A 15474-nucleotide genomic window follows, 5' to 3' on the forward strand; every position below is an offset into this window, starting at 1 on the left:
GCGCGGGTCATTCAATGAGGGCGGCGTGAACCAGCGCTTTGAGTTCCGAGCGTGACGGGTAAGAACTGGAGGGCGACAACTGAGTAAAGAAAACCGCCGACAGGTCGTTCTTTTGGTCGACCCAGAAAAAGGTCGACGCCATTCCTCCCCAACTGAAATCTCCGACCGATCCGGGGGTACGTGCACGGCCCGGGTCCAAAACCACAGCGCCGCCAAGCCCGAACCCCATGCCGTCCATTGGCTGTTCGGCAAAGCTTTGGGGCCCCATGGACGCGATGTCGCCCGGCAAGTGGTTGCGCATCATGAAGTCCACTGTGCTCGGGCCCAGCAGTCGTTGATCACCCACCTGCCCATTTGCGCGTAGCATCTCGGCGAAACGGGCAAAATCGTCGATCGTGCTGACCAGCCCACCACCGCCGGAAAACAGCGTGGCCGCTTCGAATGGCGAGTTTCCGGCCGGATCCACCAATCGCAACGTTTCGCCGCCGGACCTGGCCGCGTTCAGGGCCATCGCGTCCCCCTCGAGCGGTGTGTAGAGCGAGGCGAACCGGTCCCCTGCCCCTTTGGGAACCGAAAACCCGGTTTCGTCCATCCCAAGCGGGCCAAAGATCTCATCGGCAAAGAATTGGCTCAGACTCCTGCCGGACACCACTTCGACCACGCGTCCGATTACGTCGATGCCAACCGAATACTCCCAGCGGCTGCCGGGTTGAAACGCCAGCGGCAATGCAGCCACGGCCCGAACCTGATCGGCCAGCAGACCCTGGTCCGGTTTGAACATCAGGTCCTGAGCATCCATCGCAGCGGGCAGAATGCCCGGGTTGAATGGATAGCTTAGCCCGCTGGTGTGGGTCAGCAGTTGATGCAGGGTCGGCGACGTCGAGTCTTCTGTTTGATCAATGGATTGCGCGTCTTTCCGCAACGCCTTCATGTCGGCGAATTCCGGCAGAAACTCGGACACCGGCGCCTCAAGGTGCATTAGACCTTGTTCTACCAGCATCATCAGCGCTGTCGTGGTTACTGGCTTGGTCATCGAGTAGATGCGAACCAAGGTCTGGCGGTCGAACGGCAAATCACCCTCGAGACTACGCAATCCGCAATCGTGAAAGAACTCTTCGCGCCCGTGCTGCTTCAACAGAAAGGCACAACCGGGGTATTTTCGTTCGTCCACATACCTTTGCATCCATGTCTGAATGCGGTTCAGCCTCGTCCGATCAAACTGCATTGGCCGAAATTTCCCCGTTTTTTCTTTCACCTACGCGCAATCCTGCCGCCCCGTGGCAGAGAAAAACAGCCCAAAAAACAAAGCCGGCAAAAATTGCCGGGCGGGCGATCAGCAAGTCCGCTCTCGGCCACGACCCACGACGCTGTTAGACTGACGGCGTTCTGGATTCGTGATTTGCAGCCGTTACCCCCTGATTTCGCCACCGGCCGGAGGTGCCAGATGACGCAGAACGTGGAATTCGTATACGACTTTTGCAGCCCAAACGCTTACCTCGCTCATAAGGTTTTGCCAGATCTCGCCGCGCGGCACGCGGCCAGGATCCGTTATGTGCCGGTTCTGCTGAGCACAGTTTTCAAGGCCACCAACAACCAGAGCCCATTTCAGGCGTTTTCGGAAAATCGGAAGAAATCGGCGTATCTGACCCATGACCTGCACCGCTTTGCGCGGCGGCGAGGCCTGATCTTTCATATGAGCCCCTATTTTCCGCTGAACACGAAGTTCGCCATGCGTGGGGCAGTCGCGGCGATGGGAAGACCTTGGGAAGGCAGATACATAGATGCCGTTTTTGATGCAATATGGGTGCACGGGCAGAAGATTGACGACCTGAATGTATTGACCGACATCGTTCAAGAACATGAGCTGCCCGTACGAAAAATCCGCGAGGCGATCACCGGCGATTTGGGCAAGCAGACTCTGAAGGATCAGACAAAGGCGGCCGTTCGCCGCGGAGTTTTTGGGGTGCCTAGCTTGTTTGTCGGTTCCGAGATGTTTTTTGGTAAGAACAGCCTGGCCAACGTAGAACTCGAACTCGAGGCGTTGCACTGAGGTTTCAAGGACGCAGTCCCAATTGCCGGGCAGCATCAATAAGCTTGTGCGCGTGGTCTTTTTCAAGCTCTTCCGGGGTCACGTAAAAGCTGGGCCCGCCGATATTCAATCCAAATACCCGCCCGTCGCTGGCGGTGGATACTGGAACGGAAATGGCATGGACGTCGTCCCGCCACAGAGAATATCCGGTACAATAACCTTGTGTATCGTACTCATCCAACGCGGTTTTTATCGAGTCGCGCAGGTGACCTTCGGGCAGGTTCAGATCGCGTCGTGCAGCGTAAACCGCGGTTTCCCTTTGATCCTCGGTCATGCCAACCAGAATGGCCCGCCCCATGGCCGAGGAGAACAACGGCAGCCGGGATCCGACATGCATGGTAAGCGCCACGTTCTGCGTCGACCTGCTGACCGCGACGTATACGACCTCGGCCCGATGCGCTTCGCCGAGGGCGGCCGTCAGGTAAGGATTGGCGCCATCGCGCAGTTCCCTCAGCACCTCGACGGCACGTTCGCATATGTCAGCCGCTCCCAGAACTCCAAATCCCAGCCGCAGCACTCCGACACCAAGCCGATACGAACCGCCTGCGTGATCCTGAACAAGGTAACCAAGCTGGCACAGCGTATGGGTCAACCGCGAGATCGTTGGCTTGGGCAGACCCGTGCGTTCGGCAAAATCCGTGTTGGTCAGGGCCGTTTCGCCGTGGCGAAAGCACCGCAGCAGTTCAAGCCCCCGCGCCAGTGCAGTGACGAAGTTCCGATCCTTGCCAATGTCGGCGCTTGATGATGTCTCGGATACCACGCCTGCCCCTCTATCCCAGCGCTGCCAGACCATGTTTGGCGAACATCGGCACATAAGCTCCGAATGCGCGCGCTCGGGCCGGATCGGATGCATTCCCGTCCAGGGCGCGTTTGTAGACGCCTTGGAGAATTCCGGCCATGCGGAAGAAGTTGAACGCAAGATAGAAGCCGAAATTGTCGATCCCCGGCAAACCGCGCCGCTTACAATATGAGGCGATGAACTGCTGATCGCTGGGCAGCCCGAGGCTGTCTCGGTCAACACCGGCCAGCCCCCGACCCTCTTTGCCCGGCGGCATCTGCCATTGCATGATTACGGCCGCCAGATCGGCATAGGGATGGCCGATGGTGGACAGCTCCCAATCCAGGACCCCGATGCAGGTGGTGCCGTCACGCTCGAACATCAGATTGTCGATGCGATAGTCGCCATGAACCAGCGTTCGTTGACCATCATCCGCCGGGATCGAGCTTTCCAGCGCGTGGATCAGCGCATCCATGTCGGCAACCGTTTCGGTTTCCGATGCGCGATACTGTTTGGTCCAGCGCGCGATCTGGCGTTCAAAGTAGTTGCCGGTCGGTCCGTAGTCGGACAGGCCCACGGCGTCGATATCGACCATGTGCAATTCGGCCAGAACCCGGTTCATCTCATCCAGAACGGCTCTGCGGGTTTCGTTGGTTTCGGCCTTCATGGTCGGTTCCAGAAAATTCCGACCGTCGAGACGCTCCATGACATAGAAGGCAGAGCCGATGATGCTGTCATCCTCGCACAGCACGTACATGCGCGGCACCGGTACATTGCTGTGCGCCAACGCGGTCTGAACACGGAATTCGCGGTCGACCGCGTGGGCGGATTTCAGCAGAACTCCGGGCGGTTTACGCCGCAGAACATAGGATTTGCCCGGCGTGCACAGTTCGTAGGTCGGATTGGACTGACCAACCGTGAACTTCGTCGCCTCAAGCGGACCGGCATAGCCTTGCAGGTTGGCGCGCAGATAGGAATCTACGGCGACAAGGTCGAGGGTGTTCGGGTCATCGCTCATGCGATCGGCCTCGCTTGATACTGGACCGGGTTTCACAGGGCATCGGCAAAGATGTTTCCTCCGGTCAGAACGTTGATTCCACCCGAAACCGGGATCACGGCGCCGGTCACGTAACTGCCACCGCGCCCGCTGAGGAACAGCATACAGCCCGCGATGTCCTCGTCGCGCCCGACACGACCCAGCGGGACCGACTTGCCCACTTTCTCGCGTTTTTCCTCGTCAGCCGTGGCAAAGGCGGTCATGCGCGAAACGAACGGTCCCGGCGCCAAGGCATTCACGGTTACGCGGTAGGGCGACAGCTCTTTTGCCATGATCTTGGTCAGATGGATGACGGCCGCCTTGGACGCGGAATAGCTGTAGGCGCCATCTCCCATGGGAACCTCTCCCATCACCGATGCGACGTTGATCACCCGTGCAGGATCATCGTCCGAGCCTGATTGCATCAGCAGGGGCAGCAGCTTCTGGGTCAGGTGAAAGATGCCGGCGACATTCACGGACATGACTTTGTCCCAGGCGTCATAGGGAAACTGTCCCATAGGCGCACCCCATGACACGCCGGCATTGTTCATAAGAATATCAAGCCTTTGGGTGCGGGTGTTCACCTCTTCGACCAGCGCATCAATACCGGCCTCGCTGCTGACGTCACCGGCAAACCCTTCGGCGGTTCCGGGAGCATCCAGCGCGTTCAGTTCGGCGGCTACAGCTTCGCAAGCTTCGCCCTTGCGCGAGGCGATCAGCACCCTCGCACCCGCGCGCAGCAAAGCCTCGGCTGCCATGCGGCCAATGCCGGTCGCACCGCCCGTGACCAAAGCAGTCTTGCCCGCTAGCGAAAATAATTTCTCCGGTGTCATCGGCCTCTCCCCATAATTCGTTTTTGTTGCGTCCTGAGTTCTATTTCAGGTCGGGTCAGTTTCACTGTGCAGAATTGCATTTCACATCTGCCTTGACAACATGGTGTCAGGACCCGACCTTCGGGCCGACAAATGGCGAGGATCGGAATACGAAATGCAAGCATTACTCAGCGTCGCCCCGGGTGGTCCGGAAACACTGGAACTTACCACCCTGCCCGATCCAACGCCCAAAAAGGGTCAGGTGCTGATCCGGGTACGTGCGGCAGGTGTGAATTTTCCTGACACGCTGATCATCCGCGATTTGTACCAGATGAAACCACCGCGCCCGTTCGCGCCCGGAGGGGAAGTGTCAGGCGATGTGATCGCCGTCGGAGATGGTGTTTCCGATCTGAAGATCGGTGACCGCGTTCTGGCCCTGACAGGCTACGGAGGTTTCGCCGAGCAGCTGTGCATTCCGGCCGCCAGCGCCGTTCCGATCCCGGAGTCCATGCCGTACGAGGATGCGGCTTGTTTCATCTTCACCTACGGAACGTCCTACCATGCGCTGAAGGATCGCGCCGGGCTCAAGGGCGGTGAGACCTTGTTGGTTCTTGGGGCCGCCGGTGGTGTCGGCTCGGCCGCGGTTGAGTTGGGCAAAGCGATGGGCGCGCGTGTAATTGCCGCGGTGTCCACGGAAGACAAAGCTCAGTTCTGCAAGGATTTGGGCGCTGATGAGGCGATCGTCTACTCCAAAGAGATGACGCGAGAGGCGCAAAAGGCGTTTTCTGCCGAAATCAAGAAGTTGGCGGGCGGTGATGGCGTTGACGTGGTCTATGATGCGGTTGGCGGCGACTATGCCGAACCGGCATTGCGCGCGATGGCCTGGAAGGGGCGGTTTCTGGTCGTTGGTTTTCCGGCCGGAATCCCCAATATCCCGTTGAATCTGCCTTTGCTTAAGGGCTGTGAGATCGTCGGCGTGTTCTGGGGCGCGTCCGTATTCCGCGATCCGGCCGGACATGCCGAAAACTTGCGGGAACTGTTTGCCATGTATCATGGCAGCAAGATCAAGCCGCGTATCAGCGCCCGCTTTTCCTTGCCCCGCGCCGCCGAAGCTTTGGAGATGTTGGGCGATCGGTCGGTTCTCGGCAAAGTTGTCGTGTCCATCGACTAGGAACGACATTCACGGTCGTTTCACAGCATGACCCCATGACCTGACCTGCACCCGCTCGCCTCATGAGAGCAAAGCCGGTAGACGCGTTTTCAATTCGCGGCTATGAAACAGGTATGGGGACAGAAAAATAATGCGTACTATTCTTGTATTGAACGGACCGAACCTGAACCTTTTGGGCACACGGCAGCCCGAGGTTTACGGTCATACCACCTTGAAGATGATCGAAGACTTGTGCGTTTCGCATGGCGCATCGATCGGGTTGCGTGTCGAGTGCGCTCAATCAAACCATGAAGGTGTGTTGATCGATGCCATCCACGGCGCGCGCGGGACCCATGACGGGATCGTCCTGAACGCCGGCGCGTATACCCACACGTCAATAGCGTTGATGGATGCCATTTCGTCGGCTGAACTGCCGGTAGTCGAGGTTCACCTGTCCAATATCCACGCCCGCGAGGCATTTCGGCACAAGTCCTACATCTCGGCCGTGGCCATCGGGCAGATCTGCGGCTTTGGCGCTCAAAGCTATGTTCTGGCGCTGGAAGCGCTGGCCGCGCATCTTCAGGAGGGTGGCGGCGCATGATGACGCTCAAGGAATACCTCAACTTTCTGAGCTATGTGAAAACCCTCGAGGAGCTTTGGGCCGCGCACACCGAACAGATGGCCAAGTATGGTTTTGACCGCCTGTTGTACGGACACACACAGTACCGCACCCAAACGTCTTTGGGCGACCCCGAAGATTTCGTGATCCTGACCAATCACTGCAAGGAATACATGGACGGTTTCCTTCGGGATGGTCTGTATTTCCATGCGCCCATGCTGAAATGGGCATTGGATCACGAAGGGGCCGCAAGCTGGAGCATGATCCGTGAGATGATGTCCAGCGGCACGATGACCAACGAAGAACGCAAGGTGTACGAGTTCAACCGCTCGAAAGGTATCACTGTCGGTTACACGATCAGTTTCACTTCGGTGTCCATGCGGTCGAAGGGGGCAATTTCGCTGGCCGCTCTGAACCGCAGCCAGGACGAGATGGACGAGATGTGGGCCGAGCATGGTGATGACATCCTGCTGATGAACAACATCGCCCATCTCAAGATCCTGACCCTGCCCTACAATCCCCCGAACCGCGCCTTGACCAAGCGGCAGCGTGAGGCTCTGGAATGGGTGGGTGACGGCAAAACGACCCAGGACATTGCCCTGCTGATGGGACTGACATCGGCAACTGTTGAAAAACACCTCAGGCTGGCGCGCGAGGCTCTTTCCGTCGAAACGACCGCACAGGCGGTTTTGAAGGCTTCGCTGCAGAATCAGATGTTCGTAATGGAGGTCTGAAGCCGCTGTCGCACGACGGTTGACCTTAGGTAAGGAATACATGACTTCCTAAAACTGCGCAGAAATTGCACATTGATCCCGTTCCGTGAGTGGTGGCTTTAGCCAAGGAACATTTGGACGGATCTTTGTATTCCCAAGGCTCTCCGTTCGCTCTGACAAAGGGCGCTTATTCGTCCGCGTGCCGATGTCGGAAATTTTGGGGGGCCTCGACCATCCCCATCTTGCGGGGCCCTCCAATTACTACTCTGATCAATCGGAAAATTCGCCAAGAAAAAACCGGTCGCGCGTTGCGCAACCGGTTTCGGGTGTTTTTGGATCAGCCCGGAAAACCCGGGCTGAATAGGCGTCAGCCCTGAGCCGCTTTGGCGACTTCGGCAGCAAAGTCTTCTTTTTCGACCACGATGCCTTCGCCAACTTCCAGACGAACAAAACCGGTGATGGTTGCGCCGGCTTCCTTGGCCGCTGCTTCCACGGTCAGGTCGGGGTTCACAACGAACTGCTGGCTCAGCAGGGTCGATTCCGCAACGAATTTCTTCATGCGGCCCTCGATCATCTTTTCGATGACCTGCTCGGGCTTGCCAGACTCGCGCGCGATGTCCATCTGGACCTGCTTTTCTTTTTCGACAACGGCCGGATCCAGGTCGGCTTCGGACAGAGCGGCCGGGTTCACGGCTGCGATGTGCATCGCGACCTGCTTGCCGATGGCTTCATCGCCGCCCGAAAGAGCAACCAGAACACCGATCTTGCCCATGCCGTTGGTCGCGGCGTTGTGGACATACGAGACTAAGGTGTCGCCCGACAGTTTGGCCATGCGGCGGACCGACATGTTTTCGCCGATGGTGGCGATCTTGTCGGTCAGCGTGTCGGCAACCGACTTGCCGCCGAGATCAGCAGCCAGCAGTTCCTCAACCGAGTCAACGCCCTGGGCTGCATAGGTGATCTTGGCGACCATTTCCTGGAACTCGGCGTTCTTCGCGACAAAGTCGGTTTCCGAGTTCACTTCGACAGCAACACCGTTGCCGCCTTCGACGTGAACGGCAACCAAGCCTTCTGCTGCGGTACGGCCGGATTTCTTTGCGGCCTTTGCCAGACCTTTGGTGCGCAGCCAGTCAACGGCCTCGTCCATGTTGCCGCCGGTTTCGGTCAGCGCTTTTTTCGCGTCCATCATGCCTGCGCCGGTCGAGTCGCGCAGTTCTTTCACCATTGCTGCAGTGATTGCCATCTCTTGGCTCTCCTCAATTCAAACGGAATTGGGGCAGGTCTACCCTGCCCCATATGTCATTTACGTGACGGGCAGCTTACGCTTCGGCCGACGCTTCGGCTTCTTCTGCAACGGCTTCTTCAACCGGTGCTTCTTCGAACTCGCCCAGGTCGACGCCGGCGGCGCCCAGCTGTGCGGTCATGCCGTCCAGCGCAGCACGTGCGGCCAGGTCGCAATACAGTGCGATTGCACGGGCAGCATCGTCGTTGCCGGGGATGATGTAGTCCACACCATCCGGCGAGCAGTTGGTGTCGACGACGGCCACAACCGGAATACCCAGCTTGTTGGCTTCGGCGATGGCCAGCGCTTCTTTCTTGACGTCGATGACGAACAGCAGGTCAGGAACGCCGCCCATCTCGCGGATGCCGCCCAGCGAAGCCTGCAGCTTGGCCTGGTCACGCTCCATGCCCAGACGCTCTTTCTTGGTCAGGCCTTCAGCGCCCGATTCCATGGCTTCGTCGATCTGGTTCAGACGGTTGATCGACTGGGAAACGGTTTTCCAGTTGGTCAGCGTGCCGCCCAGCCAGCGGTGGTTCATGTAATACTGAGCCGACTTTTCAGCGGCTTCGGCGATCGGCTGTGCAGCCTGACGCTTGGTGCCGACAAACAGAACGCGGCCACCTTTGGCGACGGTGTCACGTACCGCCTGCAGCGCCTGGTCCAGCATCGGAACGGTCTGGGTCAGGTCCATGATGTGGATGCCGTTGCGCGCGCCATAGATGAACGGCGCCATGCGGGGGTTCCAACGCTGTGTTTGGTGACCAAAGTGAACGCCAGCTTCCAGCAGCTGACGCATGGTGAACTCGGGAAGAGCCATGCTATCTTTTCCTTTTCCGGTTTTCGCCTTGGCGGGGGTGAAAGAAGCGTTTGCTCCAACCGGCGGCCTTGATGAGGATGTCTCCCTCAAAACGACCAAACCCCGCCTGCGGATTTGAATGCCGCGCGTATACGGCAGGTTGACTGATGGTGCAAGGGGCTTTTACCCCTATTTTTCTGGCCGCGCCAAGGCATGCCCGTGGCGAACGGCCTGCTCGCAATGCGCGGCCAAAGCCTTGCGGTTGTCGAAATCGCTGACCCGCGCCGGAGAATGATAAATCAATTCGACCCGCCCCTGCCGCCGCGCGCCCAGCGTCTTCAGAAGATGCGGGGCAAAATCCATGTCCCCCCACCAGCCATAGAACCGGTCCGGCTGCCCGTCGGGCGCGTGGTAGACAACCGAAACCGGCTGAACATACATGAAATCACGCAGCTCATCTGCAAAGAATGCCGCAAAAAGCGTTGTTTTGAATGGCAAAACCCGAAGGCCATCTGTCGATGTGCCCTCTGGAAAAAACAACAGCTTGTGCCCGGCCTTCAGACGGTCTTCGAACAATCTGGTCTGCTCGCGCGCTTTTTTGGGATTACGTTCGATGAACACGGTTCCGGTGGCCCGGGCCAGCCAACCGATGCCGGGCCAATTCGCCACCTCGGCCTTGGACACGAAGTATACACGCTTGCGGGCGTTGAGCGCGAAGATATCCAGCCAGGACGTGTGATTGGCCACAACTGCCCCGCGCTGCTGCATCAACTCACCCGAGCTGGAAAATCCGATCCCAAGAATTCGAAACGCATTGCGACATACGAATTGGGCAATGAACGGCGTTACCGGCCGACGCAGGCCAAAGATGGGTCTTTCGACCAGGCGCACAAGCAACAGAACGATCAGACCACCGAACACCAGCACAGCCAGAGGAAGCCCCCGCAGGATCACCAAAATCCAACCCGACACGCCCAACTCAACCGGGTCCGGGTCGTCCGAGCTGTGCCAGACAGCGCCGTTTGGCACGTCACGCTCCGCCATAGATGCGTCTCTGTCTTTCGTTCATCCGAGTGGTGTCGAGGATCAGGCAAACGTCGGTGGTGTTGAATGCATGATCGATGAATGCCCCCTCGCCCACAAACCCACCCAATCGAAGATAGGCCTTGATCAAGGCCGGAACTTGCAACATCGCACCCCGTCGATCCAGCGCATCTTTCGGAACCAGGTTCATGTTCTGAAAAACATCCGGCTGCGCCCGCACCCGCAGCTCGGGTGGCGCCAAGTGGTTGTGATGCAGCATCGACAGAGGCTGGGCAAGGTGCTTGACGTCTGTGCCGTGAAAACTGGCAACGCCGAACAGAACCTCGATCTCCCGTTCGGACACATATTTCGCGAGGCCATTCCACAAATGATACATTGCGGTTCCGCCGCGATAGTCCGGATGCAGGCAGGACCGGCCGAGTTCCAGCAATTTGCGGCCGCTGTTTTTCAGAACGGTAAGGTCGTATTCATCCTCAGAGTAGAACCGTCCGACTTCAGCTACGCGGTCACCCGGCAACAGGCGGTAGACTCCGACCACTTGTCCGTTGGCGTCGTCATAGGCCAGCATGTGATCAAAATACGGGTCGAACTGGTCGCGCTCCAGACCTTCGGCGTGATCGACCATCTCTCCCCCACCGCCCAGTTCACGCACGAAGACATCATAACGCAGCCGCTGCGCCGCGCGCAGTTCCTCGTCGGTTTCGGCAAGTTTGACAGTGAAAGAAGGGCCCGTATCCGGCATTTGGAATGGTCGTCGTCTTGTTGCGATCCCAGCGCTGATACCGCAGCTGCGCGGCGAATGGCAACACGAACCGGGTGGCGGACACCGTTAACCTTTCCTAAACCAGTTTCAGGGATCAAGAACCGGCATCAAGGCGATGCGTGTTCCGTCAATCACCACTTTGCCCTGGTCGCGAAAGTTCACGGTGATCTTGCCCGCGATGTTGGACTGGACCTGTCCGACGCCCCAGTCGGGGAAATCGGGATGGCGGACATACATGCCCGGTGCAAGAATGGCATTCAGATCTGTCATGCGGCGGCTCCGGGTCGGGCATGGGCGGATACCACAGGAGGTACGCATGGGCGACACCAACGTCAACCTGGCCGAGTTGATCGGCTCTCGGATCTGCCACGATCTGATCAGCCCGATCGGCGCGATCACGAACGGTCTGGAACTGTTGGAGATGGTTGGCGGCACCCAGGGCCCCGAGATGGAGCTGATTACCGGCAGCGTCGGCAGCGCCGGGGCGCGGATCCGGTTTTTCCGCGTGGCCTTTGGCGCGGCCAGCGATCAGCCGCTGGGCCGCAGCGAAGTGACGGACCTGCTGCGCGATGTCGAGCGTGCGGGCCGAGTCCGGGTGCATTGGAACGTCACCGAGGCAATGCCGCGCAATCAGATCAAACTGGCGTTTCTGGCCATCATGTGCTGCGAAAGCGCCATGCCGATGGGCGGCGAGGTCAAGATTGACAGCGTGGGCGACAAATGGACGGTCACCGGTACGGCTGATCGCATGAATGTCGATCCCGACCTTTGGAAAGGCCTCCCGACCGGCACATTCGCCAACAAGGTGACACCGGCGCAGGTCCAGTTCGCCCTTCTGCCGCAGACGGCGGCCGCTCAGGGCCGCCGGGTGTCGGCCGAGACGGGCGCGACCCGCGTGGTGCTGCGGTTCTGACCCGACGCCTCAGGCGCGCGTCGTGCCGTTGCCGCGCACCAGGTATTTGAAACTGGTCAACTGCGCCGCCCCCACCGGGCCGCGTGCGTGCATTTTGCCCGTGGCGATCCCGATCTCGGCGCCCATGCCGAACTCACCACCGTCCGCAAACTGGGTCGAGGCGTTGTGCATCAGGATCGCACTGTCGAGCCGTTCAAAGAAACGGTCGGCGGCGGGCTGATCCTCGGTCATGATGCAATCGGTGTGGTTCGATCCGTATTGGCGGATATGCGCGATTGCCTTGTCGATATCAGCCACCGGTTTTGCGGCGATGATGCTGTCCAGAAACTCCTTACCCCAATCGTCATCGCTGGCCGGCACGGTGCCGTCGATGGCCAGCGCACCTGCGGCATGGACCTCGACGCCCGCGGCCAGCAGCGCGGCGATCACGTCACGCCCCAGCGTTTCCGCGATATCCTGATGCACCAGCAGGCATTCGGCCGCCCCGCAGATGCCGGTGCGGCGGGTCTTGGCGTTCAACACCACGTCCAGCGTTTTCTGCGGATGCGCTGCCTTGTCGATGTAGATGTGCACGATCCCTTCAAGATGGGCAAAGACCGGAACCCGCGCCTCGCGCTGGACCAGCCCAACCAGTCCCTTGCCGCCGCGCGGCACGATGACGTCGACATAGTCGGTCATGGTCAGCAATTCCTGCACCGCCGCCCGGTCACGGGTCGGCACCAGCTGGATCGCATCCTCGGGCAGGTTGGCGGCCTTCAGACCATCGACCAGACAGGCGTGGATCGCGGTCGAAGAATGAAAGCTTTCCGACCCGCCGCGCAGGATCACGGCGTTGCCCGACTTCAGGCACAGCGCCCCGGCATCAGCGGTCACGTTCGGGCGGCTTTCATAGATCACGCCGATCACGCCCAGCGGGGTGCGTACGCGGCGGATGTTCAGCCCCGAGGGCATATCCCATTCGGCCAGAACCTCACCCACCGGATCGGACTGTTCGGCCACGGTGCGCAACCCGTCGACCATGCCCTGAATGCGCGACTCGTCCAGCATCAGGCGGTCCATCATGGCCGGGCTCAGACCTTTTTCGCGGCCATAGCCCAAGTCTTTCCTGTTGGCCTCGATGATCTGCGCGCGGTTCTTCCACACGGCTTCGGCGGCGGCGATCAACGCGGCGTGTTTGCGCTCGGCTGAGGCGAAGGCCAGGTCCCGAGATGCATCCTTGGCGCGCTTGCCAAGATCGGCCATCAGGGCGGGAATGCTGTCAAAGTCCTTCATGTCATCTGCCTTTCCGGTCGTCGGACCAGCCAAATCTATCAGTTTTCGCGGCTACAAAGCCAGATCATCACGGTGGATCATCACCGCACGGCCGGGATAGCCGAGTGCGTCCTCGATCTCGGAGGATTTGCGCCCCTTGATGGCGTCGGCCTCGTGCGCGGTATAGCGGCTGAGGCCCAATCCCAGACGCCGGCCCTCGTGGTCCTTGATGGCCACCGGGTCGCCCCGTCCGAAATCGCCCGTCACTTCGACGATGCCGGCCGGCAACAGGCTCTTGCCATTCTCCAGCGCCCGCGCAGCCCCTGCATCGACCGTGATCTCGCCCCGCGGCTTCATCGCCGAGATCCAGCGTTTGCGCGCCGCATGCGGGTCCAACTTGGCTTTGAACCAAGTGCTGTTCGCGCCATTGTTCAGCAGTTTCAGAGGGTTCAACGGCGATCCTTCCGTAATCGCCATGTCACAGCCCGCCGCCGTCGCCATCTGCGCGGCCATCAGCTTGGTCTTCATTCCGCCCTTGGACAGCCCCGAACCGGCATCACCGGCCATCGCCTCGATCTCGGGCGTGATCGCGTCGATCACGGCAAACCGGGTGGCGGACGGGTCCTCGGCGGGGTTGCCGGTGTAGAACCCATCGACATCGGACAGCAGAATCAATTGATCCGCACCGACGGTCACGGCGATCTGCGCGGCCAGGCGATCATTGTCGCCGTAACGGATTTCATCCGTGGCCACCGTGTCATTTTCGTTCACGATGGGCACGACACCCAGCCCCAGCAGAGTTTCCAACGTCGCGCGCGAGTTCAGGTACCGGCGGCGGTTCTCGCTGTCTTCAAGCGTTACCAGAACCTGTGCCGTGGTGATGTCGTGGGGGGCCAACGCCTCTTCATAGGCCCGCGCCAGCCGGATCTGCCCGACGGCGGCCGCGGCCTGGGACTGCTCCAGCGACAGCGCGGTTGCGGGCAGGCCCAGAACACCGCGCCCCAGCGCGATCGAACCGGACGAGACCAGAACCACATCGGCCCCCTGCCCCTTGAGCCACGCCACGTCCTGCGCCAGCGAATGCAACCAGTCCGAACGCAGCTTGCCGGTCGAACGATCGACCAGCAACGCCGAGCCGATCTTGACCACCAGGCGCTTTGCGTCGGTCAGGGCTGCCACGTCTCGCGCTCCTCGGTGGGTTTCTGGCGCAGACGGTTTTCGTCGATCTGGGCGCGCAGGGCCCGCAGAACCTCGGTCACGCCCTGTCGGGCGACGCCCGACATGGTCATGACAGGGCCGCCCACGGCCTCTTCCAATTCGGCCTTGGCCAGTTCGAGCTGTTCTTCGTCCAACGCGTCGATCTTGTTCAGCACGGTGATCCGGGGCTTGTCGGCCAGCGCGCCGCCATAGGCTTCAAGCTCGTGGATGATGGTGTGATAGTCCTGCGCGATGGTCTCAGACGTGCCATCGACCAGATGCAGCAACACCGCGCAGCGTTCGACATGGCCCAGAAAACGGTCGCCGATGCCGCGGCCTTCATGCGCGCCTTCGATCAGGCCGGGAATGTCGGCCACCACGAATTCCACGTTGTCCACGCCGACGACGCCCAGATTTGGGTGCAGCGTGGTAAAGGGATAGTCGGCGATCTTGGGCCGGGCATTCGAGGTGGCGGCCAGAAAGGTTGACTTGCCCGCATTCGGCAGGCCCAGCAGGCCCACATCGGCGATCAGCTTCAGGCGCAGCCAAATCGTACGGTCCACGCCCGGCTGCCCCGGATTGGCACGGCGCGGCGCCTGGTTGGTGGCCGATTTGAAATGCAGGTTGCCGAAACCGCCATTGCCGCCCCGCGCCAGAAGGACACGTTGCCCCACTTCGGTCAGGTCGGCGATCACCGTCTCCTGATCCTCGTCCAGGATCTCGGTTCCGACCGGCACGCGCAGGATAATGTCGTCGCCGTCCTTGCCAGTGCGCTGCTGGCCCCGGCCGGGCTGTCCGTTTTTGGCAAAGAAATGCTGCTGATAGCGGAAGTCGATCAGGGTGTTCAGCCCGTCCACGACCTCAGCCCAGACGGACCCGCCTTTGCCGCCGTCCCCGCCATCGGGGCCGCCGTATTCGATGTACTTTTCGCGTCGAAAGCTGACGCACCCGCTACCGCCGGCCCCGGACCGGATGTAGACCTTTGCAAGATCGAGAAATTTCATGTCAGTCCCCTACTGCAAAGGCCCCAT

18 protein-coding genes are annotated in these 15474 nt (G+C 60.1%); 5 read left to right on the forward strand and 13 right to left on the reverse strand.

Annotated features, from left to right (window positions below; genetic code table 11):
• Window positions 1-7 precede the first annotated feature (7 nt).
• Together ACR0FC_RS04870 and ACR0FC_RS04875 are read right to left on the reverse strand one after the other, a co-directional pair.
• Entirely contained in the window at window positions 8-1225 is a 1218-nt protein-coding gene (locus ACR0FC_RS04870) for a serine hydrolase domain-containing protein (RefSeq protein WP_170338615.1), read from the reverse strand.
• Window positions 1215-1340, reverse strand: a complete 126-nt coding sequence (locus tag ACR0FC_RS04875; protein WP_254920127.1) for a hypothetical protein — start codon at window positions 1338-1340, stop codon at window positions 1215-1217. The genes ACR0FC_RS04870 and ACR0FC_RS04875 overlap by 11 nt, the downstream gene beginning before the upstream one ends.
• A 104-nt stretch (window positions 1341-1444) precedes the next feature.
• Here ACR0FC_RS04875 and ACR0FC_RS04880 point away from each other — a divergent pair, with 104 nt between their 5' ends.
• On the forward strand, window positions 1445-2050 hold the full coding sequence (locus ACR0FC_RS04880) for a 2-hydroxychromene-2-carboxylate isomerase (RefSeq protein ID WP_093962062.1): 606 nt from the start codon (window positions 1445-1447) through the stop codon (window positions 2048-2050).
• A gap of 4 nt (window positions 2051-2054) precedes the next feature.
• Here ACR0FC_RS04880 and ACR0FC_RS04885 read toward each other — a convergent pair whose 3' ends face one another.
• Genes ACR0FC_RS04885 through ACR0FC_RS04895 form a run of 3 tightly spaced genes read right to left on the reverse strand, consistent with a single transcriptional unit; the run spans window position 2055 to window position 4736 of the window.
• Window positions 2055-2849, reverse strand: coding sequence for an IclR family transcriptional regulator (locus ACR0FC_RS04885; RefSeq protein WP_367646341.1), 795 nt, complete (start codon window positions 2847-2849; stop codon window positions 2055-2057).
• Between the two features lie 10 nt (window positions 2850-2859).
• Complete coding sequence (locus ACR0FC_RS04890) at window positions 2860-3885, reverse strand: phosphotransferase (protein WP_170338619.1); 1026 nt, start codon at window positions 3883-3885, stop codon at window positions 2860-2862.
• A 32-nt stretch (window positions 3886-3917) separates the two neighbouring features.
• Window positions 3918-4736, reverse strand: coding sequence for an SDR family NAD(P)-dependent oxidoreductase (locus ACR0FC_RS04895; protein ID WP_170338621.1), 819 nt, complete (start codon window positions 4734-4736; stop codon window positions 3918-3920).
• A gap of 154 nt (window positions 4737-4890) precedes the next feature.
• Between ACR0FC_RS04895 and ACR0FC_RS04900 the strand changes: the two genes are divergently transcribed.
• The 3 genes from ACR0FC_RS04900 to ACR0FC_RS04910 all read left to right on the forward strand — a co-directional run bounded on the left by ACR0FC_RS04900 (window position 4891) and on the right by ACR0FC_RS04910 (window position 7218).
• The gene (locus ACR0FC_RS04900; RefSeq protein ID WP_170338623.1) at window positions 4891-5886 is read left to right on the forward strand and encodes an NADPH:quinone oxidoreductase family protein; all 996 of its coding nucleotides are present in this window, start codon (window positions 4891-4893) and stop codon (window positions 5884-5886) included.
• A 130-nt stretch (window positions 5887-6016) separates the two neighbouring features.
• Entirely contained in the window at window positions 6017-6466 is a 450-nt protein-coding gene (aroQ, locus tag ACR0FC_RS04905) for a type II 3-dehydroquinate dehydratase (protein ID WP_170338624.1), read from the forward strand.
• Entirely contained in the window at window positions 6466-7218 is a 753-nt protein-coding gene (locus ACR0FC_RS04910; protein ID WP_093962957.1) for a LuxR family transcriptional regulator, read from the forward strand. The genes aroQ and ACR0FC_RS04910 overlap by 1 nt, the downstream gene beginning before the upstream one ends.
• A 346-nt stretch (window positions 7219-7564) precedes the next feature.
• On the opposite strand, the gene tsf is transcribed toward ACR0FC_RS04910, so the two are convergent.
• The 5 genes from tsf to ACR0FC_RS04935 form a co-directional block, all read right to left on the reverse strand.
• Window positions 7565-8440 carry a translation elongation factor Ts gene (tsf, locus tag ACR0FC_RS04915; protein WP_170338626.1) on the reverse strand — a complete coding sequence of 292 codons (876 nt, stop codon included), beginning with the start codon at window positions 8438-8440 and terminating at the stop codon, window positions 7565-7567.
• Between the two features lie 76 nt (window positions 8441-8516).
• On the reverse strand, window positions 8517-9296 hold the full coding sequence (gene rpsB, locus ACR0FC_RS04920; RefSeq protein WP_093962056.1) for a 30S ribosomal protein S2: 780 nt from the start codon (window positions 9294-9296) through the stop codon (window positions 8517-8519).
• A gap of 168 nt (window positions 9297-9464) precedes the next feature.
• Window positions 9465-10319: a lyso-ornithine lipid O-acyltransferase gene (gene olsA, locus ACR0FC_RS04925; protein ID WP_170338628.1), complete on the reverse strand. Its 855-nt coding sequence runs from the start codon at window positions 10317-10319 to the stop codon at window positions 9465-9467.
• Window positions 10306-11061 (reverse strand): L-ornithine N(alpha)-acyltransferase, encoded by a 756-nt coding sequence (olsB, locus tag ACR0FC_RS04930; protein ID WP_170338630.1) that lies wholly within the window; start codon window positions 11059-11061, stop codon window positions 10306-10308. Before olsB ends, olsA begins: the two co-directional genes overlap by 14 nt.
• Window positions 11062-11169: 108 nt before the next feature.
• Window positions 11170-11352, reverse strand: coding sequence for a DUF3553 domain-containing protein (locus ACR0FC_RS04935; protein WP_093962053.1), 183 nt, complete (start codon window positions 11350-11352; stop codon window positions 11170-11172).
• 46 nt (window positions 11353-11398) lie between these two features.
• On the opposite strand from ACR0FC_RS04935, the gene ACR0FC_RS04940 reads away from it, so the two are divergent.
• Window positions 11399-11995, forward strand: a complete 597-nt coding sequence (locus tag ACR0FC_RS04940; RefSeq protein ID WP_093962052.1) for a histidine phosphotransferase family protein — start codon at window positions 11399-11401, stop codon at window positions 11993-11995.
• A gap of 9 nt (window positions 11996-12004) precedes the next feature.
• Here ACR0FC_RS04940 and ACR0FC_RS04945 read toward each other — a convergent pair whose 3' ends face one another.
• The 3 genes from ACR0FC_RS04945 to obgE are packed head-to-tail and all read right to left on the reverse strand — an operon-like array spanning window position 12005 to window position 15447.
• On the reverse strand, window positions 12005-13267 hold the full coding sequence (locus ACR0FC_RS04945) for a glutamate-5-semialdehyde dehydrogenase (RefSeq protein WP_170338631.1): 1263 nt from the start codon (window positions 13265-13267) through the stop codon (window positions 12005-12007).
• Between the two features lie 51 nt (window positions 13268-13318).
• Window positions 13319-14425 carry a glutamate 5-kinase gene (gene proB / locus ACR0FC_RS04950; RefSeq protein ID WP_170338633.1) on the reverse strand — a complete coding sequence of 369 codons (1107 nt, stop codon included), beginning with the start codon at window positions 14423-14425 and terminating at the stop codon, window positions 13319-13321.
• Window positions 14413-15447 (reverse strand): GTPase ObgE, encoded by a 1035-nt coding sequence (gene obgE / locus ACR0FC_RS04955; protein ID WP_005983058.1) that lies wholly within the window; start codon window positions 15445-15447, stop codon window positions 14413-14415. The genes proB and obgE overlap by 13 nt, the downstream gene beginning before the upstream one ends.
• Between the last annotated feature and the right edge of the window lie 27 nt (window positions 15448-15474).

This window comes from Ruegeria sp. BB9 (assembly GCF_056539345.1).